Source organism: Streptomyces sp. NPDC040405 (assembly GCF_055595765.1).
In genome coordinates, this window is the sequence record NZ_JBVIVI010000003.1 from 87,844 (window position 1) to 108,425 (window position 20,582).

16 protein-coding genes and 1 pseudogene are annotated in these 20,582 nt (G+C 71.3%); 7 read left to right on the forward strand and 10 right to left on the reverse strand.

Going from position 1 to position 20,582, the window contains the following annotated elements; genetic code table 11:
• Positions 1 to 20 precede the first annotated feature (20 nt).
• The 4 genes from ACZ59A_RS14455 to ACZ59A_RS14470 are packed head-to-tail and all read right to left on the reverse strand — an operon-like array spanning position 21 to position 6,977.
• Entirely contained in the window at positions 21 to 1,994 is a 1,974-nt protein-coding gene (locus tag ACZ59A_RS14455) for an aminotransferase class I/II-fold pyridoxal phosphate-dependent enzyme (protein ID WP_470958077.1), read from the reverse strand.
• Positions 1,995 to 2,013: 19 nt separating this feature from the next.
• Entirely contained in the window at positions 2,014 to 3,006 is a 993-nt protein-coding gene (locus ACZ59A_RS14460) for an NAD-dependent epimerase/dehydratase family protein (protein WP_470958079.1), read from the reverse strand.
• A gap of 2 nt (positions 3,007 to 3,008) precedes the next feature.
• The gene (locus ACZ59A_RS14465) at positions 3,009 to 5,792 is read right to left on the reverse strand and encodes an AMP-binding protein (protein ID WP_470958082.1); all 2,784 of its coding nucleotides are present in this window, start codon (positions 5,790 to 5,792) and stop codon (positions 3,009 to 3,011) included.
• A 15-nt stretch (positions 5,793 to 5,807) separates the two neighbouring features.
• The gene (locus ACZ59A_RS14470; RefSeq protein WP_470958085.1) at positions 5,808 to 6,977 is read right to left on the reverse strand and encodes an ATP-grasp domain-containing protein; all 1,170 of its coding nucleotides are present in this window, start codon (positions 6,975 to 6,977) and stop codon (positions 5,808 to 5,810) included.
• A 229-nt stretch (positions 6,978 to 7,206) separates the two neighbouring features.
• On the opposite strand from ACZ59A_RS14470, the gene ACZ59A_RS14475 reads away from it, so the two are divergent.
• Positions 7,207 to 8,826, forward strand: a complete 1,620-nt coding sequence (locus tag ACZ59A_RS14475; RefSeq protein ID WP_470958088.1) for an ATP-binding cassette domain-containing protein — start codon at positions 7,207 to 7,209, stop codon at positions 8,824 to 8,826.
• A 33-nt stretch (positions 8,827 to 8,859) separates the two neighbouring features.
• Here the strand turns inward: ACZ59A_RS14475 and ACZ59A_RS14480 are convergent.
• Positions 8,860 to 9,042, reverse strand: a pseudogene (locus ACZ59A_RS14480) (acyl-CoA dehydrogenase family protein); the annotation flags it as partial.
• A gap of 169 nt (positions 9,043 to 9,211) precedes the next feature.
• Here ACZ59A_RS14480 and ACZ59A_RS14485 point away from each other — a divergent pair.
• The gene (locus ACZ59A_RS14485) at positions 9,212 to 9,865 is read left to right on the forward strand and encodes a hypothetical protein (RefSeq protein WP_470958091.1); all 654 of its coding nucleotides are present in this window, start codon (positions 9,212 to 9,214) and stop codon (positions 9,863 to 9,865) included.
• Here the strand turns inward: ACZ59A_RS14485 and ACZ59A_RS14490 are convergent.
• On the reverse strand, positions 9,802 to 11,415 hold the full coding sequence (locus ACZ59A_RS14490) for a carboxylesterase/lipase family protein (RefSeq protein WP_470958094.1): 1,614 nt from the start codon (positions 11,413 to 11,415) through the stop codon (positions 9,802 to 9,804). The genes ACZ59A_RS14485 and ACZ59A_RS14490 overlap by 64 nt on opposite strands.
• Before the next feature lie 232 nt (positions 11,416 to 11,647).
• Between ACZ59A_RS14490 and ACZ59A_RS14495 the strand changes: the two genes are divergently transcribed.
• Both ACZ59A_RS14495 and ACZ59A_RS14500 read left to right on the forward strand, forming a co-directional pair.
• Positions 11,648 to 12,463 (forward strand): SigB/SigF/SigG family RNA polymerase sigma factor, encoded by an 816-nt coding sequence (locus ACZ59A_RS14495; RefSeq protein ID WP_470958096.1) that lies wholly within the window; start codon positions 11,648 to 11,650, stop codon positions 12,461 to 12,463.
• 57 nt (positions 12,464 to 12,520) lie between these two features.
• Positions 12,521 to 12,886 (forward strand): class I SAM-dependent methyltransferase, encoded by a 366-nt coding sequence (locus tag ACZ59A_RS14500; protein ID WP_470958099.1) that lies wholly within the window; start codon positions 12,521 to 12,523, stop codon positions 12,884 to 12,886.
• 218 nt (positions 12,887 to 13,104) lie between these two features.
• Here ACZ59A_RS14500 and ACZ59A_RS14505 read toward each other — a convergent pair whose 3' ends face one another.
• The 3 genes from ACZ59A_RS14505 to ACZ59A_RS14515 form a co-directional block, all read right to left on the reverse strand.
• Positions 13,105 to 14,169 carry an acyl-CoA dehydrogenase family protein gene (locus tag ACZ59A_RS14505; protein ID WP_470958102.1) on the reverse strand — a complete coding sequence of 355 codons (1,065 nt, stop codon included), beginning with the start codon at positions 14,167 to 14,169 and terminating at the stop codon, positions 13,105 to 13,107.
• 12 nt (positions 14,170 to 14,181) lie between these two features.
• Entirely contained in the window at positions 14,182 to 14,565 is a 384-nt protein-coding gene (locus tag ACZ59A_RS14510) for a peroxidase-related enzyme (protein ID WP_470958105.1), read from the reverse strand.
• Between the two features lie 451 nt (positions 14,566 to 15,016).
• Positions 15,017 to 15,139, reverse strand: a complete 123-nt coding sequence (locus ACZ59A_RS14515) for a hypothetical protein (protein ID WP_470958108.1) — start codon at positions 15,137 to 15,139, stop codon at positions 15,017 to 15,019.
• Positions 15,140 to 15,346: 207 nt separating this feature from the next.
• Between ACZ59A_RS14515 and ACZ59A_RS14520 the strand changes: the two genes are divergently transcribed.
• A complete protein-coding gene (locus tag ACZ59A_RS14520; protein ID WP_470958111.1) occupies positions 15,347 to 15,742 on the forward strand; it encodes a (2Fe-2S) ferredoxin domain-containing protein in 396 nt (131 codons plus the stop codon).
• Between the two features lie 14 nt (positions 15,743 to 15,756).
• Here the strand turns inward: ACZ59A_RS14520 and ACZ59A_RS14525 are convergent, their stop codons facing one another.
• Complete coding sequence (locus ACZ59A_RS14525) at positions 15,757 to 16,785, reverse strand: LacI family DNA-binding transcriptional regulator (protein ID WP_470958113.1); 1,029 nt, start codon at positions 16,783 to 16,785, stop codon at positions 15,757 to 15,759.
• 211 nt (positions 16,786 to 16,996) lie between these two features.
• Here ACZ59A_RS14525 and ACZ59A_RS14530 point away from each other — a divergent pair, with 211 nt between their 5' ends.
• Together ACZ59A_RS14530 and ACZ59A_RS14535 are read left to right on the forward strand one after the other, a co-directional pair.
• A complete protein-coding gene (locus tag ACZ59A_RS14530) occupies positions 16,997 to 19,147 on the forward strand; it encodes a glycoside hydrolase family 127 protein (protein WP_470958115.1) in 2,151 nt (716 codons plus the stop codon).
• Positions 19,148 to 19,271: 124 nt separating this feature from the next.
• Complete coding sequence (locus tag ACZ59A_RS14535) at positions 19,272 to 20,519, forward strand: SGNH/GDSL hydrolase family protein (RefSeq protein ID WP_470958117.1); 1,248 nt, start codon at positions 19,272 to 19,274, stop codon at positions 20,517 to 20,519.
• The last annotated feature ends 63 nt before the right edge of the window (positions 20,520 to 20,582 follow it).

Genomic DNA, 20,582 nt, shown 5'->3' on the forward strand with positions numbered 1-20,582 from the left:
AAATCCTTTCGGTCCTGATGTCACAGGGCGGAGGAAAGCGCGTCGAGCAGCGCGGCGCATCCGTGCCGATCGGCGATGGTGATGCGGCAGGTATCGGGGACCAGGCGGCCGGTGTCGGCGACGAGGATGCCCGCGGCGCGCAGCTGGTCCATGACGCGCTCGTGCTTATGGAGGCGGACCAGCAGGAAGTTGGCCTCCGAGGGGAACACCCGGTCCACCGCCGGGTGATCGGACAGTACGACGGCCATCCGGTCACGCTCGGCACGGATGTGCCGCACGGTGGCGAGCACCTGCCGGGAGCTGGTCAGCCGGTCCCGTACGGCGCGCTGCGAAGCGTTGGTGAACCCGAAGGGCACCTGCACCCGCCGCAGCGCCTCGATGATGCCGGGCCGCGCGAGGACGACCCCGCAGCGCGCGCCCGCCAGGCCCCATGCCTTCGAGAGCGTCCGCAGCACGATGAGGTTGTCGTACCGGTCGATCCACTCGGCGTACGAAGGCTTCTCGCTGAACTCCACATAGGCTTCGTCGATCACCACCAGCCCCCGGCCGCGGGCCGCCAGAGTGCGCACCTGCGCCGGATCGAGCCGCGTCCCGACGGGGTTGTTCGGATCGCACAGGATGGTGACCCGCGGGTCGGCCGCCAGGATCTCCTCCGTGCCGAGCCGGGACAGATCCTCGCCGCGCAGCGGCACCTCGGTGACGGGCAGCCGCAGCAGACGGGCGAAGTGGGCGTACAGCTCGAAGGTGGGAGGCGTGACGCAGACGCCCTCCCCGGGCGAGGCCAGCGCCGCCAGGAGCAGCATGACGCCGTCGACCGCCCCGCTGGTGAACAGCAGATGGTCCGCGCTCAGGGCACCGAGGCCGTGGTGGCCGGGCAGTTCGGAGACGGTGGCCAGGTACGTCCGGGCAAGCTCCGCCGTGTCCAGCTCGGGGTAGTGGCTCTCCGCGCCCAGGAACGGATTGGTGTTGCTCGACAGGTCGAGCAGGTCGAACCGCGGCCGATGGCGAAAGCGGGCCGGGCCCGGAACCGGCACCGTCGTGAGGGGCGGCGCCGCGAACTCCGACAGTGTCCGCTCCCGCTGCTCCTCCTCGGCCGGAGCCGCGAGGCCGGGTGCTCGCAGCCAGTGGTCGAGGGGGACGAACAGGTCGGCACCCAGGCGCCGCATGCGGGCGGCATCGCCCCGGCCGAGGTGGACCCAGTCCAGGCCGGAGCGCCGGGCGTGGTGGTACAGCCGGTACAGGGACGCCACGAAGAGGTTGCGCCGCGCGAGGCGGTCGTCGTGGTCGATGGCCTGCGTGAGGAGGTAGATCCCGCGGCCGTTGTGGGACCTGGTGAGGAGCCCGGCCTGCACCACGGTGTTCTCCGCGCGGCGCACGAACATCTCGGTGCGATCCCCGGGCACACCGTGTGCCAGCGCGTCGAGGGCGTCGGCGGTGTACAGGTTGTGGCGGTCGCCGTGGCGCTCGGCCCGGCGCTCGTGAAGGGCGACGAAGGCGTCGCGCGCCCAGGGCTTGGCGTCGAGTTCGGTCAAGGGGATCCGCTCCCAGGTGGCGTCCCGGGACACCGCGCGGTGGCGGCGGCGCAGATCCCGGAGCTGGCCGGCGCCCACGCGGCCGCGCAGGGCGTCGTCCACCTCCCCGGCGAGCCGGACGACGCACTCGCTCCCGGCCGCCACGGGAACGAATCCGGCCGCCCGCAGCGCGCCCGTGTCATCGGTACGGCGCACATGGGGCACGAGGATCTGCGACACCCCCAGCCCCTCCGCCCGGCGGACCAGCTCGTCGGCGGTGTGCGGGCTGGGGGCGGGGCTGGTCGGGCCGTACCAGGATCCGCCGCCGACCAGGGTCGGGCGCTCGGCCACCGTGGCGTCCGCGTCCATGGCGGCGAGCGCGTCGGCCAGGCCCAGCCGGTCCAGGGAACACACGGGCGCCCGGGAGCCGAGGGCGGCGCACAGCGTGTGCTCCAGCGCGTCGATATCTGCGGACCTGCGCATGCTTCGCCACTCCTCCTGGTCAGTCGGACATCTCGGCCGCGTGGTCGTCGGCATGCGCGTCGACACGCACGTCGGCGCGCGTGTCGGCGTACGCGTCGATACGGTCGCGGTATTCCTCGAACAGGGCGGCCAGGGTGCGGGCGATGCCGGTCTTCCAGCCGACCGTGCACGCGCCGATCAGGTCGCGGCGGACGGTCTGGTCGAAGATCGCGGTTTCCCGGCTGTAGTCGCCGCGGTCCAGCCGGACCGGCACCCCGGTGAGCGCGGACATGTACTCCAGCAGGTCGGTGATGCCGACCTCCTCGTCACCGCCCCAGTTCACCACCCTCGCGGGTACCCCCGCCGCATCCCACAGCAGCGGAACCTGGCGGACGACATCATCGGTGTGCAGCAGGTTGCAGTAGTTCTGCCCCTGGCGGGGAACCGCGCACGGCTGTTCCCGGCGCATCTCGTTGAACAGGATCATCGGTACGCCGCCGTGGCCGTACGGGCCGTAGGCGATGTTGAGACGAGCGATCACCGCGGGCAGCGCGAGTGATTCGGCGAGGCCGCGCACCACCCCTTCGGCGGTGATCTTGGCGATGGGGTACGTGGGCAGCCACGGGGCCGCGCCGCCCAGGGGATCGCTCTCCCGGTACCGATGGCTGGCGTCGGCCCGGTCGTAGACCACGCCTGACGAGACGTACAAGAACGACTCGGCCGTCGAGCAGTGTGTCATCAGCCGCGCGGTGCCGACGGCGTTGACGCGCGCGGCCTCCTCGAAATCCCGGCCGTCGCCCCGGTGCACCGCCGAGTGCAAGACATGGGTGAAGTCCCTCGGCAGGCCCTCCAGTTCATCGGTGGCCATGTCCCAGGTGACCGTGCGGGCACCCGACTCCCGCAGCGCCTTGTGGGCGCCGCGGTCGCCGAACCGGCCCAGACACCACACCTCGTTCTCGGCGGCGAGCGCTTCGGCGACGGGCCTCGCCACCTGCCCGGTTCCCCCGGTGATGAGAATCTTCCTGCCCCGCATGGTCAGCGGCTCCCGGTGGTGTCGGCGGTGGCGTCGGTCCGGTCGGAGCCGAGCGCGCGGGCCAGCTCCCGCCGTAACGTCGCCTGGAAGGTCCGCACATGCCGCGGGCTCATCAGCGTGTAGTGCTCCCCGTCGACCTCGATATAGGTGTTGCGGTCACGCGTGAACTCGTCCCAGTGGCGCAGCTGGCCGTTCAGCCACTCCTCCGTGGTGCCGCGCAGTGGAGTGCAGTAGAAGACGTCGACCCGCCCGACCGACCCGGATGGTTCGTAGGTGCGGCCCAGCCCCACCATGCTCTGGGCCAGGTGCACCCAGGTGGTGAACTGCCCCAGCGTCAGGTCCAGTTCGGCCAGACGACGCTGTGGCGCGTGCGCGATCAGCTGGGCGAGCTGGGCGGCCTCGGGCAGCGGACGGAGGGTGGCGGTCAGCTCCTCGACGTCGGCCGGGCTGATCAGTTCGAGGAACAGCGCCAGGTTGATCGCGCCGTCGGTGAAGGTGATCTCGTTCATGCGGTCGGAGATCCGCGGCGGCAGGTTGAAGACGCCCACGAACTTCACCTCGTCGCCGTCGGCCTCCAGCCGCTTGGCCATCTCGAACGCCACGGCCGCGCCGTAGGAGTACCCCGCGAGGGCGTACGGGCCGCTGGGCTGCGTGCGCCGGATCGCCGCCACATAGGTGGACACCATTTCGGCGAACGACCCGAAGTGGCTCTCGCCCTGCCCGAACCCGCGTGCCCGCAGCGCGTAGAACGGCCGCTCGCCGGTGAAGTACTGGGCGAGGTTGACGAACACCAGCACCTCTCCCAGGCCGGGGTGGACGCAGAACAGCGGCGTCCCGTCCCCGGTGATCTGCAGCGGCACCAGCGGGTCGTAGGCGGCATCGCCTCCGGCGCCCTGCCCGGCGCCCAGTCTGCGGGCCAGGGCCCGCACGGTCGGGGCCTGGAGCAGCGTCGACATCGGCACATCGGCGATGCCGAACTCCGTCTGGATCTCCAGCTTGAGCCGCAGCACGTCCAGCGAGGTTCCGCCCAGGTCGAAGAAGCTGGCGGTCGCCGGTACCCGCTCGGTGTTCAGTACGCGGGCGTAGAGGCCCGCCAGCGTCGTCTCGTCCTCGCCCTCCGGCGCCACGTAGCCGCCGAGGAACCGGGCGGTCACCGCGTCCGACCGGCGGGCCGCCGCCTCCAGGCTCCCGGCCTCGACGGCCGCGCGCAGCCTCGGCCGCTGGACCTTGCCCAGGTTGCCGCGGGGGATGTCGGCCTCGGCGACGGGGAGGATCAGCTGAGGCCGGAACCCCCAGTGCAGCACCGTGGAGCTGCGGATCGCCACGAGGGTCCGGTAGACGGCCGTGTCGTCCGCGGGATCGCCCGCCGGGACGAACGCGACGGCGAGCTGTTCGGAGTCGGCGCCCGCCGGCCGGACCGGGAAGGCCGCGACCTGTCCGCGCTTCACCCCGTCCAGCTCGTCCAGGACCGCTTCCAGATCGTGGCTGTAGTAGTTGACGCCGTTGACGATGATGGAGTCCTTCGTACGGCCGTCCAGCGTCAACCGGCCCTCGGCGTCGAGGTGGCCCAGGTCGCCGGTGCGGAACCAGCCGTCGGGGGTGAACGCCTCCGCGGTGGCCCGCTTGTCGCCGAAGTATCCGCCGGTGACCATCGGGCCGCGCAACTGCACCTCGCCCGACCCGGTGCCGCCGGGCCGGTCGGTGGCGGCCCGTACCGCGCCGTCGCCGCCGACGATACGGATCCGCAGCCCACTTATCGGGTGGCCCAGCGGGGGAAACTCCGCTTCCCCGTCGCGGGTGGCGAACTCGCGGTTGAAGACGCTGCCCGCGCAGGTCTCGGTCATCCCGAACGCGGGCACGATCACGTCCTCCCGCAGCCCGTAGCGGGAAAGGGTGTGCAGGAAGGTCCGTACGGTGGCGGTCACGGTGGCCTCACCGCCGGAGATGATGTGCCGCACCCGCGAGAGGTCGAACTCCCGCCGCGGGACGGGCCGCCCCGCGAGGGCCTGATTGATCTGCCCGAACAGGAAGTTGGGGGTGAACGTCACCCGCACTTGGTGGGCCGCGAGCAGCCGGAGGAATTCCACGGGGTCCGCCAGCACCGTGGCCGGTGTCGTCATGACCTGGTCGGCGCCGCCCAGCATGGGCAGCAGATGCGCCTCGATCGCCGCGATGTGATCGACCGAGATCCAGTTCAGCGAGGTGTCCTCGGGCCCCAGCTCCAGCGCCCCCGCCTTCCCGGCCTGCGCCGCCAGCAGATTGGCGTGGGTGAGCCTGACCGCCTTGCTCGATCCGGTGGACCCGGAGGTGAGCATCAGCAGGACGAGATCGTCCGGGGCGGGTGTGTGGAGCGGCTGGTGCCCGGCCGAGGCGTGGCTCAGCTCCTCGACGGTCACGGTCCGCAGCCCGCCGTCGGGCAGGACTCCATGGGCCGCCTTGGAGAGAACCATCAGCGGGTCGTCCAGCAGGGTGCGCAGATGCTCCAACCGCTCCTGCCACCGGGACGGGTCCGCGGGCGGCGCGATCGGGCACGGCACGGCACCGGCCAGCAGGCATCCCCAGAAGGCGCGGAAGAAATTCTCGGGATCATCGGCGGCGATCAGTACCGAGTGGCCCGGGGCGGTTCCGCCATCGCGTAATCCCTGGGCGATTCGGCAGGCGCTTTCCCGCAGTTCGGCATAGGACAGGAACGAACCGCCGACGAAGGTGATTCCGCGGGAGGCGTCGTGAGCGGCCGCACGCTCGAGCAGGTCGGGAAGCGTAGCAGCGCGAAGTTGATCCGACATCGGGATGAGCCTCCTCTATACGCTGCCGGCCTCGTTGAATCGCACGATGTTTTCGATCGTCTGCTGGAGCTTCAGTTCGTCCTGGTCGGATACGATCGCCTGGCCGACGCGGCCGTACGGCCCGACCGGCGTATCGGGGGACGAGGAATACTGGATCTCGTCGAAACGGAAGTTCCGCTCGAAATCCTGCTGGGTCAATGTGCCCTCCTGGGGGCGGCGCAGCAGGATATAGCCGTAGAAGCGCTCCGGAGCGGTGTCGTCCGGAGCGCCGGCCGTCACCTCTTCGCCGAGCGCGAGGCTGATCTCGGCGTCGAAGAGATCCACGCCGAAGGTCAGTTTGTTGACCTGAGGGGACAGCGCCCCGGGGAGGCGGATGGCGCACTCACCGAACGTCAGCCCGGCTTCGGTCGTGAATGCTTCGAGATGAAATACGCAATCAGGCGCGTTCAGGGCGGAAAGTGACTGCCCGGCAAGTGTCTCCGCTTGCTGGAAAAGTTCCGAGTGCTGCCTTCTGTCCAGAATGTGGGCGGCCAGGACGCCGCCCTGTACGGCGCTGAGCGGGGAGATGTGGTTGCGGCTCATGGACGACCAGTGCAGACCGCCGTCCTTCCAGATGCCGTCGACGTAGACCTCCGGGGCGTCGACGAAGGACTCGGCGACGATCTCGACGTCCGACCCGCCCGAGAAGGGCTTCAGGGCCCGTGCGTACTCTTCCGGGGTGCGGATGATGTTCGTGCGCTGAGCGCCCGCCCCGGTCGCCGGTTTGACGACGAAGACGTCGCCCAGTTCGTCGGCGAGCTCGCTGAACGGCGTATCGCCGGAGATATGTCGGCAGCGCGCCCGCCTGATCTGGGGCGGCAGCTTGCTCTTCTGGAGATACTTGTCCCGGAAGGAAAGGACCGTCTTCGCGTCGCTGTTCCCGGGGAGTCCGAGCTGTTGCCGCAGACAGGCCGCCCCGAACACGCCCATTTCATGGACGGTCAGCACCCCTGCCACCTCACCGAGGTCCGCGGAGAGCACGGCCCGTAAGATTTCCTGGACATTCTCCATGTCCGCGACGCGCGTGAACCTCCGCCCCTCGGGCGTGTTCACCGGCGCCTGCGCGATGTAGAAGGGTTCTAATCCGCGGCGCTGCAATGCCTGGTCGAGACCGTCCCGGTGTCCGATGACAATCATTGTCGGCATTTCTTCGTTCCCCCATTACGGCTTACCGAACCTGAAGAAGTAATGTGCCGTATTGCCGTCCGGGTTCAACCCGGTGGCATCATTTCACAGGGGTACGGAGATGGAGCATGTGATGTGGATCACAAGTTCGATCTTGCGGTGAGTAATAATGGAATCACACATTCCATGGTGGCTCGCCTCCGGAAAATGACTTGCTGGTCAGGATGTTGTGACAAGAGAATGCCGAGTTATGGGACATTTGGAGGCCGCGCATCTCACCTACTTCCTGCCGGACGGGCGGTTGCTGCTCGGCGATGTGTCGTTCCGGGTGGGCGAAGGCACGGTTGCCGCCCTGGTGGGACCGAACGGGGCGGGCAAGACGACACTGCTGGGGCTGCTCGCCAAGGAGCGGGAGCCGCATGAGGGGACGGTCACCGTCAGCGGTTCACTGGGCGTGATGCCGCAGTTCGTCGGTTCCGTGCGGGACGAGCGGACGGTGCGGGATCTGCTGGTCTCGGTGGCACGGCCCGCGGTGCGGCAGGCGGCCCGAGCCGTGGACGAGGCGGAACTCGCGGTCATGGAGCGGGACGACGAGGCAGCGCAAATGGGTTACGCGCAGGCGCTCAGCGACTGGGCCGAGGCGCGGGGCTACGAGGCCGAGACGCTCTGGGACATGTGCACCATGGCGGCGCTCGGGGTGCCGTACGAGCGGGCGCAGTGGCGCGAGGTGCGCACGCTCAGCGGCGGCGAGCAGAAGCGGCTGGTGCTGGAGGCGCTGCTGCGCGGGCCCGACGATGTCCTGCTGCTCGACGAGCCGGACAACTACCTTGACGTACCGGGCAAGCAGTGGTTGGAGGAGCGGCTCCGGGAGACGCCCAAGACCGTGCTGTTCATCAGCCACGACCGGGAACTGCTGTCCCACGCGGCGGAGCGGATCGTCAGTGTCGAGCCGAGCCCGGCGGGCAGCGACGTATGGGTCCACGGCGGCGGCTTCGCCACGTACCACACGGCCCGGGAAGAGCGGTTCGAACGGTTCGAGGAACTGCGCCGGCGCTGGGACGAGAAACTCGCCCAACTCAAGCGTCTGGTGCTGGACATGCAGCGGTACGCGGCGCGCAGCGATGAGATGGCGTCCCGGTATCAGGCGGCGAAGACGCGGCTGCGGAAGTTCCAGGAGGCGGGCCCGCCGCCGGAGCCCCCGCGCAAGCAGGACATCACGATGCGCCTCGCGGGCGGACGCACCGGGCTCCGGGCGCTGATCTGCCGGGGACTGGAGCTGGAGGGGCTGATGCGCCCCTTCGACCTGGAGGTCTTCTACGGCGAGCGGGTGGCCGTCCTGGGGTCCAACGGCTCGGGCAAGTCCCACTTCCTGCGGCTTCTGGCCGGGGAGGGCGTCGCCCACCGGGGGGAGTGGAAACTGGGTGCGCGCGTCGTGCCCGGCCACTTCGCGCAGACCCATGTCCGCCCCGAGCTGCTCGGCCGCACGCTCGTCGAGATCCTGTGGACCGAGCACGCCCGGGACCGCGGCCGGGCGATGAGCGCCCTGCGGCGGTACGAGATGGAACGCCAGGGCGACCAGCTCTTCGACCGGCTCTCCGGCGGCCAGCAGGCCCGCTTCCAGATCCTGCTGCTCGAACTGGCCGGAACGACCGCGCTGCTGCTGGACGAGCCGACCGACAACCTGGACCTGGAGTCGGCGGAGGCGCTTCAGGAGGGTCTCGGAGCGTACGAGGGTACCGTGCTGGCCGTCACGCACGACCGCTGGTTCGCGCGCTCCTTCGACCGCTTCCTGGTCTTCGGCGCGGACGGCGTCATCCGGGAGACGCCGGAGCCGGTGTGGGACGAGCGCCGCGTCGGGCGGCGCCGCTGACCGGCTCGTGCGTCCCCCGGACGGTCCAGTGACTCACACGAAGGCGCTGTGGCCGGTGATCGACTTGCCGACGATCAGGGTGTTCATCTCCCGGGTGCCCTCGAAGGAGTAGATGGCCTCGGCGTCGGTCAAGAACCGGGCGATGTCGTGGTCCAGCAGGATTCCGTTGCCACCGAAGATCTCCCGGCTCCACGCCACCACCTCCCGCATCCGGGCGCAGCGATGCCACGACCGTCAGGGGGCCCTGCGCGGAGCTGTCATGCACGTCCATGTTCCGTGTCTGCGTGGGCACTTCACTCAGCGTGACGCTGACCTCCGCCCCTCCGAACGTGCCCCGCACTGTCGTGCCTTCGGTGGTCTTTTCCGCCTGCTCCTGCAGGAGGGCTTGGAGGTACGCGACGACCTGCCTGCGGAACTCCGGATCACGGCCCTGGGCGCCGGAGATGTGAAGCCGCAGGTCGAGGTCCTGAACGGGCCGCTCGGCCCGCGGCGCCGCCATCCCGCCCCCGCCGCCGATGCTCAGACGCAGCCCTTCGGCGCCCAGCCGCTCCTTCACGTCGTGGTTGATGATCTGTTCCAGCGCGGCGGCGGTGCCGAGCCGGTACTCGGACTCGACCGCGGGGTCCGGTCCGGCTCCCGACGCGTCCTCGACGCGCTGCACGACGGCCAGCGGATGAGCCTCGGCCGCCGCGGAACCCGGCCCGCCAGTGGCGCGCTGGTCCAGCGCGGCGTGAACGGCCGCATCGCCCGCGGCGCCCTGCGGAACGGTCAGCGGATGGGCAGCGACGGGAGAGGGCGCCACCTGGGCGGGCGTCCGGTGCTCGCCCCCGTGTTCCTGCCGAGTCTTGTGAGCCCTCATGCCACTTCCCGTCCATCGGATCATGTCGCGCCCGGAAAGGATGACATGGGCGAGCCGCCAGGCCTGGGGACATGCGTACACCATTCGGGCTTGTCGAGCGCCCGTCCTTACGCGTGTCAGCGTGCGGCGACCCCGGCCCGCTCGGCGAGGTACATCGGGTCGGTGGTCAGCCAGTCGTAGTCGATCCCGTTCCAGAAGGAACACCGGTGGCGTGCCGAGTACACCTCGGAGTTGGCGGCCCTGCTGCGGTCGCCGGGCAGCAGCGACATGAGCTTGCCGCCGCGGTACGACGGCCACGCCGCCTGCCCTCGCGTCGCGGGGTTCGCGTCCTTCACGAACGCGCCCCAGTAGCGCACCATCGTCCGCGACAGTTTCCGCTGCTCCGGCGTCAGCGGCTTCGGGGCCATGCCGGGCCACAGGTACGGAAGCTCGGCTGCGTGGGCCGCGCCCGCCGCGAAACCGGGCTGGGTGGGGCCGTGCGAGGGCGGGTTGCGGTCGCCGAATTCGTAGAAGTACGTCCGCGGCTGCTCGGACGCGAACCGGCCCGCCAGGCGCCGGTATTGGCAGCCGCCCATCCCGTAGAACACGCTGCTGTCGGTCCACACCGCGCTGAGGGGGTACGCCGCGTCGTACGTGTCACCGCGGGCGCCGTAGGGGTAGCGGGCGAGCACCCCGTCGGCGTGGCGGCCGAATCCCTGCCTGATCACCCGCTCGTACTGGCCCTTGGTGGCGTGCGCGAACGGCAGTGCCCACTTGCGTGTCTCATCGCGGTTGGTGCCGATGAGGAGGGGGACGTCGGCGAATCTGCCGGATCGCACCGCCACGCCCGGCGCGACCGGCAGTTCGGGAACCCCGGACACGGGCAGCGGGCCGTTCAGGATGCCACCGAAGTCGCGCCCGGCGGCCAGCAGCTCGTCCGGCCGCTTTGCCCGCAGGCAGGACACGCCGGTCGCCGGATTCCCGCAGCCCGCGGCGGTGGCATAGCTCCTGCCCCGCGCGGTGGCCTGCGCGGCCGTGAGACTCGGGCATCCGCCGCTCTGGATGATGGCGCGGTCGAACAGGCCGCGGGCCGGGGGCGAGGCCATCAGGGCGCACACGGACTGGCCCCCGGCCGACTCGCCCGAGAGCGTCACCCGGCCGGGGTCCCCGCCGAACGCGCCGATGTTCCGCTGCGTCCAGCGGAGGGCCGCCTGCTGGTCGAGCAGACCGTAGTTGCCCGCACCCCGCTTGCTCAGCCCGGGCAGGTCGAGGAAGCCGAACACACCGAGCCGGTAGTTGATCGTGACGACCACGATGTTGTTGGTCCGCGCGAGCAGCGAGCCGTCGTAGAGGTCGCCCGAACCACTCATGAAGCCACCGCCGTGTATCCAGAACAGCACCGGCAGTGGCCGGTCCGTGCGCCGTTCGGGGGCGTAGACATTGAGGTACAGGCAGTCCTCGCTCGTGCCCGGACTGCCGCTCGCCGTCTGGACGCAGCGCGCACCGGGCCGGTCCGCCGACCGGACACCCGGCCACTCGGGCGCGGCCGCGGGCGGCTGCCAGCGCCGGTCGCCGACCGGTGGTGCGGCGTACGGGATGCCGAGGTACCGGCCGACTCCGTGTGCCGCGGATCCCTCGACCGCGCCCTTGTCGGTGGCCACCGTCAAGGGCCGCGAAACCGTGGGCGCGGCCGAGGGGACGGTGAGCAGCGCGCCCAGGCTCACGACGGCGGCGAGTACTCGTCGGATCATGAATCGCCCGGACCTCCCGGAAGGCAGGTGTCCATCGAATCATGCCCCGCACCCGGGCCCGCGGGGGAGGTTGTTTGGGGGTGCGCGCGCCGGGCAGGCGCATGGTGTGCTTCGGACTGGAGGCACGCCCATGGGAGCAGTTCGGCTGCTCGGGGTGTGCTCTGTCCAGCCACCTCGCACAGGCGGATTTCTCCCACGGTGCCACCGCACACGACGAGGGAGAGACCGGCGCATGACTGCCGTACATACACGCAGTAAGCACTCGCACGACGACGCTCCCGACACCACCGCCGAGTTCCGGCGCATCGCCGCTCTGCCCGAAGGACCCGAGAAGGATGCGCTGCGGCAGGACGTTGTACGCGCCTGGATGCCGATGGCGGAGCGGCTGGCCCGGCAGTTCCGCAACCGCGGTGAGTCCGCGGAGGATCTGCGGCAGGTCGCCATGCTCGGGCTGGTGAAGGCCGTCAAGCGGTACGAACCGGACCGCGGCAGCGCCTTCGCGAGCTTCGCCGTGCCGACCGTCGTAGGCGAGATCAAGCGCCACTTCCGGGACCACATGTGGGGTGTGCACGTTCCGCGCCGCGTGCAGGAGCTCCGCAACCGTGTGCGCGCCGCCGTCCAGGACCTCACCCGCACACCCGACGACCGCTCCCCGAGCGTGTCGGACATCGTCCGGCACACCGGGATGAGCGAGGAGGAAGTGCTGCTGGGGATGGAGGCGATGGAGAGCTTCTCGGCGCTGTCCCTGGACGCCGAACTGCCGGGCGCCGAGGACGGGTACTCCCTCGCCGACACCCTTGGCGCGCCGGAGCCCTCCTACGACCGCGTCATCCAGCGCGAGGCCCTCAAGCCGAAGCTGCGCGCCCTGCCGGAACGCGAGCGGCGCATCCTCTACTTGCGCTTCTTCCGCGAAGAGACCCAGGGCCGGATCGCCGAGCAGCTCGGCATCTCGCAGATGCACGTGTCCCGCCTGATCAACCGGACCTGCGCCAAGCTGCACGACCAGGTCGAGGCCAAGGAGCAGTTGGCCGGGGCCCTCGGCGCTTGACCTTGCCCCAGGGCGAAGGCCGACCGTGGCCGGGACCCCCGGAGGAGAGGCCCCCGCATGGATGACGACGCGCTCCTGAGGGAGCAGAAGACCTACTACAGGGCGGGCGCGGCCGAGTACGACCGGCCCTACACGGAGCGCGAAGAGCTGCGAGGACTGCTGGCGGCCGTCGACGACCTCCCCATCGCCGGGGATGTGCTGGAGCTGGCCTGCGGAACGGGCCAGTGGACGCCGAGGCTCGCGGCGCGGGCGCGGTCGGTGACGGCTGTCGACGCGGCGGCCGAGGCGCTGGCCCTCGCCCGGGTACGTACCGCACACGCGCCCCGCCCCGTCCGGTTCATCGACGACGGCCCCGCCGCCGAGGAGGAGAACGTCCTCACGGTGCCCTCACCGACGACCTCACGGCGCGGGGGTGGTCGGTGAGCGTCCGGACCGGCGGCCGGAACTACCTCGGCGTCGCCGAGCCGCCGGCCCGCGGCGGGGGCTGTGACGGTTGGGACAGATGAGGTGACTGGGAGTCAAGTGGTAGATATATGCCAAGTTTGTTGTCCGGAAGGGGTACATCAGACCTTCATCCGTGCCACACTGAATGTGGCTGGCCCTCACCGCATCCCCCGTCGGTGAGGGCCATTCCTTTCCGGTCACGTCCGGTCGGCCCGCAGGGCCGCCAGGTGGGCCGTGCGGACCTCGGGGGTCTGGCCCTGGACGACGAGGAACAGGCCCTCCCGGGCGAGGCGCTGGGCCGGGTGGGAGAGGCCGAAGGCCCTGCCGCCGCCCGCGGCGATGGCGGCCGTGGTGGCGGCGCGCATCAGGTCGTACGCCCGGGTCTTGGCCGCGAGCCTGTCGTCCAGGCGTTCGGCGGGCGGAACCTCGTCCACCAGGGCGTAGGCATCGCGGCGTACCGCGTCCAGACGGGTCCGCAGCACGCCCGCCGTGTCCTCCGCCTCGGCATCGCCGGACGCGTCGAGGAGGCCCAGGGCGGCGCGGGCCACGCCGAACACGGCCGGGTTGGTGTTGGTGTTCTTCGGCCGGTCCTCTGTCGCCCAGCGCTCGTGCGGGAGCCGCACCGCCACCGCCTCGTCGGGCACCACGAGCCCGTCGAGCAGCAGTCCAACCGTGTGCGAACCGGTGAGCGCGGCGAGCCGGAGCGGGCCGGTGGGGGTGAGGCCCGGCTGCTCGTGGGCGCCGACGACGCCGAACACCACCTCGCCGTCCTCGGTGGCGCCGCCCAGCAGGAACAGGTCGTTCCGCCCCCAGCCCGTGTACCAGGGCACGCGCCCGTCGAAGCGCCAGCCGTCCGCCACCCGGGTGGCCCGCACGGGCAGCTTCGGGTGGGCGCGCAGATGCGAGAAGGCGATCCCGGCGAGCAGGGTGCCGTCGCTCAGCGGGCGCAGCCAGCGCTCGCGCGCCGCCTCCTCGCCCGTGGCCAGGGTCCGTACCGGCGTGTGGTGCTGGGCCTGGATGAAGAACGTCGAGCAGCAGGCGCCCGCCAGGATCTCGGCGATCTCCCGGCCGACGGCCGCCGGGGCCTCCGCGCCGCCGTACGCCGCCGGTGCGTTGACCCCCAGCACCCCCGACGCCTTGACGGCGTCGATGGCCTCGGGGGTGACGCCCTCCTGATCGTGCGCTACGGCCGCGGGGGAGAGGACGTCGTCGGCCAGCCGGTGGGCCGCTGCGACGAGGGGGTGGTCGGGTGTGGCGGTCATGCGGAGTGCTCCTTAAGTGCCGGAACGCGGGGTACGGGGCTCGCCCAGGGTGAGCATCAGACGGTTGGCCCAGGCGAACACGGCGACGACGTGGACGAGGTCCAGGATCTCCGTGTCGTCCAGACCCGCGTCCGTCCGCAGCGCCGTGAGATCGAGCGGCTGGTTCGGCTCGCGGGTGAGCCGTACCGCGAAGTCGGCCACGGCGCGGCGGCGCGCCGTACCCAGGTCCGCGCCGGGGCCCGCGTCGAGCAGCGCCCGCGCCGGTCCGGCGTCCTTGGCGAGCTGCGCGAAGCGCCGCGCGTGCACGGACGCGCAGTACACGCAGCCGCCTGCGCGCGAGACGGCGAGCGCGGCGATCTCCCGGTCGCGGCGGTCGAGCCCGCGCGGCGCGTACATGATCGCGTGTAGAGCCGCGACCGCTCGCGCAGCGCCGTCACATCGTGGACGAGGGCCAGATAGTACGGCGAGGTCTTCGCCGTCGGCAGCGACTCCTCCAGCACGGCGATCTGCTCGGGCGTGGCGCGGTCCACGTCCACGGTCTCCACCCAGGCGTCCCACTCCAGCGCGTCGAGCGTGAACGGGCGCCCTGGGTGTGGGCGTACGCCTTGTCGCGGTACGCGCGCAACGCGGCGGGCGTACCGGCGATGGTGTCGATCACGTCATACGTTTCGGACACGGTTGGTGGTGCCTTTCTCGGGAATGCCGGGGGCCGCTCAGCCCGTCGCGTCCTCGCTCGCCCGGTACGCGCGCAAGTACAGGCGCGCGCCCGCGACTAGGAGGATGGCCACGCACACCGCCAGCGCGGAGGCGAGGCCGATCTCCTCGCGGAGGCGCTCCTTGACGGACTTCAGACGTACGGGGCGAGGAACTGGCCGTAGGTGCGCGGCGGTTCGATGCCCGCCGCGTCGAGCAGGCGCCGGAGCACGCCGACAGCAGGGCGGAACGGGCGGTGGGGGAAGGGCCCGCTCAACACCCCGTGGTGGTGGACCTGCGAAGATCGAGGTACCGGCGCTTGGTGAGCATCGGAGTTCGCACAGCCGCCCCCTCGGATCCTTGTGCGATACAGATGACCTTGAAACTATGCGGAGGTTCGTCCGCTGTCAAAGGTCCGGTGAGGTGGGGACGGGCCTCGACGGACCACCGGGGCGGATCTCCCCGGAGAGAGGGAGAGTGCGGCATGTCCGCGACGTTGCCCGAGGTGCCCGGAGAGGCGAGCGACGGCCCGGTGCCGTGCCGCCTCGTCGTGTGCCGGGACTGCTGCTGCGGCAGCCCCAAGCTGTCCCGCGTCGACCACGCGGCCCAGACCGCGCGGCTGCGCCAGGTGGCACCCGTGCGGATCTCCGAATGCCTCGACGTGTGCGACCAGGCCAACGTGGTCGTCGTACAGCCCTCCGCCGAGGGCCGGGCCGCCGGGGCGCGGCCGGTGTGGCTGGGGCTGGTCAACGACCCGGCCGCGACCGAGGACATCGCCGCGTGGGTCGCCGCGGGCGGTCCCGGCGTGGCGCCGCGGCCGGAGATCCTGGACCTGTACGAGGTCAGTCCACGGGCGCGGAACGAGGCTTCCTCCCGGTAGCCCGGCTTCCCCGCTCAGGAGACCGGCGCCGTCGACCCCCTGATCACCACGCGGCACCGCAGCGTCTCGACCCCCGAGCGCCGGGTCCCGGCTATCGCGCCGAACAGGGCCTGCGCGGCCGCCCGTCCGACCTGCTCCAGGTTCATGTCGACGCTGGTCAGCGGGGGCCGGGAGGCGGAGGTCAGGACCTGCCAGTTGTCGAAGCCCATGACCGCCACGTCCTCCGGCACCCGGTGGCCGCGCTCGCGCAGGATGTCCATGACGCCGCGGGCGATCTGGTCGCTGCCGCACAGGACGGCGTCCACTTCCGGGTGCCGGTCGAGCAGCAGCGCGGTGGCCGCCCGGCCCCAGCCCTCCGACCACTCCCCGTACCGCGGTTCGCCGACGAGCGCGAGACCGGCGTCGGCGAGCGCGGCCCGGGCCCCCTCGGTCCGGTCCAGCGCCGCGCGGTGGTCGGCGTCGCCGGTGATGTGCGCGATCCGCGTACGGCCGCAGGCGAGCAGATGGCCGACGGCGATCCGGCCCGCGTCGGCGTTGTCGGGGACGAGGGACAGATCCTCCGGATCGTCCGAGGGGGCGTACGCGTAGACGACGGGGACGGGTAGTTCGCGGCCCAGGGACGGCCGGGGGTCGGTCCGGCTGCCCACCACGATGAGGCCGTCGACCCGGCGGTCGAGCAGCGCGCGGACATGGTGCCGCTCGCGGATCGCGTCGCCACGGGCGTCGCAGAGGAACACCGCGACCTCGCCCGCCCCGAAGGCGTCCTCGGCGCCCATGAGGATGGGGATGCCGAAGCGGCCCTCCAGATCGCTGGTGAGCAGACCGACGGTGCCCGTCCGCCCGGCGAGCAGTCCGCGGGCCAGCTGATTGGGCCGGAACGACAGCCGCTCGGCCGCCTCGATCACCCGCTGTCTGGTCTCCGCGCGCACCTGGCTGCGGCCGTTGAGCGCCTTCGACGCGGTGGCGATGGACACGCCTGCCAGCCGGGCGACATCGGTGAGCGTGGCGGGATGCGAACGGGAGGGGCCGGTGGCCGAGGGCATGGGGCGGTCTCCTGGTTGTTTCGGTCAGAGTGTACGCAGGAGGTCTTCGTGGTTTCAGCCGCTCGCCAAATCCCTTGCCGGGTAAGGGGATTGACGGCCGATGGGTCGGGTCCTAACGTCACTGAAAGCCTTTTCGGTTTCTTTCTGTCACAGGTCATGCGCCACCCCATCCCTCGCCCGCCGTCGGCGGACCGACGATCGGAGTCCGAGCATGTCCCCATCCCCATCCCCGTCCCGCCGCCGCGCGCTGCGGCTGGCGGCCGGAGCCGCGGCGGCTACCCCGTTCGCGTACGCACTGCCGCAGGCACACGCCACAGCGATGCCCTCCCGGACCGGGCCGCCCTCCGCCCCCGCCACCTGGTCCGTGCGCCCCTTCCCGCTGGACCAGGTGGAGCTCGGCGACGGTGTCTTCCGCGACAAGCGCGATCTGATGCTTGACTACGCCCGGTCCTATCCGGCCGACCGCATCCTGGCCGTCTTCCGGGCCAACGCCGGGCTCGACACCCGCGGCGCCCGGCCGCCCGGCGGCTGGGAGACCTCCGACGGCAATCTGCGCGGCCACTACGGCGGCCACTTCCTCACCCTCATCGCCCAGGCGTGCGCCGACACGGGGGAGGCCGCGCTCAAGGCCAAGCTCGACTATCTGGTCGGAGCGCTCGGCGAGTGCCAGCAGGCGCTGGCCGAGCACGGCTCGCCGCGCCCCAGCCACCCCGGCTATCTGGCGGCGTACCCGGAGACCCAGTTCATCCTGCTGGAGAGCTACACCACGTACCCCACCATCTGGGCCCCGTACTACACCTGCCACAAGATCATGCGCGGTCTGCTCGACGCGCACACCCTGGCCGGGAACGAGCAGGCCCTGCGGATCGCCTCGCGCATGGGCGACTGGGTGCACAGCCGCCTCGGCCACCTGCCGAAGGCCCAGCTGGAGCGGATGTGGTCCATCTACATCGCCGGTGAGTACGGCGGGATGAACGAGGTGATGGCGGACCTGTACGCCCTCACCGGCCGCCGCGAACACCTCGCCGCCGCCCGCTGCTTCGACAACACCGCGCTGCTCGGCGCCTGCGCCGAGGACCGGGACACCCTTGAAGGCAAGCACGCCAACCAGCACATCCCCCAGTTCACCGGCTATCTGCGGCTGTTCGACCACACGGGGGAGACCGAGTACGCCGCCGCGGCCCGCAACTTCTGGGGCATGGTCGCGGGCCCCCGGATGTACAGCCTGGGCGGCACCGGGCAGGGGGAGATGTTCCGCGCCCGGAACGCCATCGCGGCCACCCTGGACGACAAGAACGCCGAGACCTGCGCGACGTACAACATGCTCAAGCTGAGCAGACAGCTGTTCTTCCGCGAGCCGGACGCCACGTACATGGACTACTACGAGCGCGGCCTGACCAACCACATCCTCGCCTCCCGCCGGGACGCCCCCTCCGCGACCAGCCCGGAGGTCACGTACTTCGTCGGGATGGGCCCCGGGGTGCGGCGCGAGTACGACAACACCGGCACCTGCTGCGGCGGCACAGGCATGGAGAACCACACCAAGTACCAGGACTCGGTGTACTTCCGCTCCGCCGACGGCACCGCGCTGTACGTCAACCTCTCCCTCGCCTCGACGCTGCGGTGGCCGGAGCGGGGCTTCGTCATCGAGCAGACGAGCGACTACCCGGCCGAGGGCGTCCGCACCCTGACCTTCCGCGAGGGCCGGGGGAGGCTCGATCTGAAGCTCCGGGTTCCGGCGTGGGCCACGGGAGGCTTCACCGTCACGGTCAACGGGGTCCGGCAGCGGGCCGAGGCGGTGCCCGGCAGCTATCTCACCCTGCGCAGGGACTGGCGGCGCGGCGACCGGATCCGGATCTCCGCCCCTTACCGGCTGCGCATCGAACGGGCCGTGGACGATCCCGCCGTCCAGTCGGTGTTCTACGGGCCGGTCCTGCTGGTCGCCCGGAGCGAGGAAACGGAGTTCCGCGCGTTCTCCTTCTACAAGGACTTCACCCTCCGGGGCGACCTCGCCGACGCGATCGAACCCGGCGACCGGCCGATGCACTTCACCACGCACGGCCTGACCCTCGCGCCGTTCCACCTCGCCGACGACGCCCCGTACCACGCCTACTTCAGGCGGGCGGAACCCCTCGTCGTGTTCGGCGCGACCGACTCCGGCGTACCGAACCGCGCCCGCGGGGAAGGGCTCACCTTCCTCGATGTGCTGTGGGAGGACGCCCCGTTCGCGACCTCCGGCCGCTTCGTCCGGGCGGTGCGCACTCTCGCCGACGCATGGCTGTCCGAGGGGCTGTTCAGCCGCGCCGAGCGGGACAAGGTCGTCGCGGCCGCCGTGCGGGCCGACCTGAGGGGCGGTCAATAGATCCGATGATATGAGCTGATGGGCTTCGAAAGTTTCGGAGTGCTACGCCCTCTCTCGACAGGCAGGTCGGAATGCGCATCAATTCATCCGATCACTCAACTGCCGAGAGAGGGAACGCCCCATCATGCAGAGACCTGGCTTACCCGTCCGCGCCCTGGGCATCCTGGTCGCGACCGCCGCCGCCCTCGGCGTCGTCGTGGCCACCGGAACCGAGTCCTCCGCCGCCCAGGCCGCCACCTCGTCCGCGACGCCTCCCGCCCCGCGCTCCTCCGTCGTCACCTGGGGCTCCAGCGCCTACCCGGCCGGAACCGCCACCCAGGACCTGACCTACCGGTTCGTCATCCACACCAGCGTCGGCGGCCGGGACCTGCGCATCCGGCTCTCCAACGCCTACGGCGACCAGCCGGTGACCTTCGGCCGCGCCTACGCGGGCGTCCGCGCGACCGGCGCGGCGCTCGTGCCCGGCAGCAACGGGCGGCTGACCTTCCGCGGCGCCCCGTCGGTGACCGTACCGGCGGGCGGCGTCGTGTACAGCGATCCGCTGCCGGGCGGCGTACGGCCCGAGTCCGACCTCGCGATCAGCCTGTACGTACGCAGCGCGGGCACCCTCGCGACCGGCCACAAGGGAGCCCGCGCGACCCAGTACGTCGCACCGGCCGGTGACCACGCCGCCGAGGAGGGCGCCGCCGCGTACACGCAAGCGATCACCTCCTGGTACTACCTCGACGCCGCCGTCGTGCGGCCGCGCCCGGGCACCGGCGCCGTCGTCGCCTTCGGCGACTCGATCACCGACGGCTCCGCCTCCTCCGCCGACACCAACCGCCGCTGGCCGGACTTCCTCGCCCGGCGGCTGCTCGCCGACCCCCGCTCCCGGCTCAAGGGCGTGGCCAACGAGGGCATCTCCGGCAACAAGGTCCTCGCCGACGGCTCCGCCGAGAGCGCCCTGAAGCGGCTCGACCGCGATGTGCTCTCCCAGGCCGGGGTGCGCACGACGATCCTGCTGGAGGGCATCAACGACATCAAGGCCACACCGGGCCCCACGGCCGATGAACTGATCGCCGGATTCCGGCAGATCATCGCCAGGTCCCATGCGCGCGGCGTCTGCGTGGTCGGGGCGACCGTCATGCCGTACGAGGGCTGGCGGGAGTACGAGGCCGTTGACGAGACGGTTCGTCAACAGGTCAACACCTTCATCCGCACCAGCGGCGCGTTCGACGCGGTCGTGGACTTCGACCGGGCCGTCCGGGACCCCGAGGCGCCCACCCGGATGCTCCCCGCCTACGACGGCGGCGACCACCTCCACCCGAACGACGCCGGGATGCGGGTGATGGGCGACGCCATCCCCCTGCGCGCCCTGCGCTGCTCCCGCTGACCCCTCCGCCCTCTCCGCCACGGCCCCCGGCCCCCGCCGGGGGCCGCAACTCCGTTCACTACG

Bases quoted from the DNA above. Each gene is read 5' to 3' on its own strand.
- ACZ59A_RS14455 (WP_470958077.1), bottom strand. From the start codon at position 1,994: ATGCGCAGGTCCGCAGATATCGACGCGCTGGAGCACACGCTGTGCGCC.
- ACZ59A_RS14460 (WP_470958079.1), bottom strand. From the start codon at position 3,006: ATGCGGGGCAGGAAGATTCTCATCACCGGGGGAACCGGGCAGGTGGCG.
- ACZ59A_RS14465 (WP_470958082.1), bottom strand. From the start codon at position 5,792: ATGTCGGATCAACTTCGCGCTGCTACGCTTCCCGACCTGCTCGAGCGT.
- ACZ59A_RS14470 (WP_470958085.1), bottom strand. From the start codon at position 6,977: ATGCCGACAATGATTGTCATCGGACACCGGGACGGTCTCGACCAGGCA.
- ACZ59A_RS14475 (WP_470958088.1), top strand. From the start codon at position 7,207: ATGGGACATTTGGAGGCCGCGCATCTCACCTACTTCCTGCCGGACGGG.
- ACZ59A_RS14490 (WP_470958094.1), bottom strand. From the start codon at position 11,415: ATGATCCGACGAGTACTCGCCGCCGTCGTGAGCCTGGGCGCGCTGCTC.
- ACZ59A_RS14495 (WP_470958096.1), top strand. From the start codon at position 11,648: ATGACTGCCGTACATACACGCAGTAAGCACTCGCACGACGACGCTCCC.
- ACZ59A_RS14500 (WP_470958099.1), top strand. From the start codon at position 12,521: ATGGATGACGACGCGCTCCTGAGGGAGCAGAAGACCTACTACAGGGCG.
- ACZ59A_RS14505 (WP_470958102.1), bottom strand. From the start codon at position 14,169: ATGACCGCCACACCCGACCACCCCCTCGTCGCAGCGGCCCACCGGCTG.
- ACZ59A_RS14510 (WP_470958105.1), bottom strand. From the start codon at position 14,565: ATGTACGCGCCGCGCGGGCTCGACCGCCGCGACCGGGAGATCGCCGCG.
- ACZ59A_RS14520 (WP_470958111.1), top strand. From the start codon at position 15,347: ATGTCCGCGACGTTGCCCGAGGTGCCCGGAGAGGCGAGCGACGGCCCG.
- ACZ59A_RS14525 (WP_470958113.1), bottom strand. From the start codon at position 16,785: ATGCCCTCGGCCACCGGCCCCTCCCGTTCGCATCCCGCCACGCTCACC.
- ACZ59A_RS14530 (WP_470958115.1), top strand. From the start codon at position 16,997: ATGTCCCCATCCCCATCCCCGTCCCGCCGCCGCGCGCTGCGGCTGGCG.
- ACZ59A_RS14535 (WP_470958117.1), top strand. From the start codon at position 19,272: ATGCAGAGACCTGGCTTACCCGTCCGCGCCCTGGGCATCCTGGTCGCG.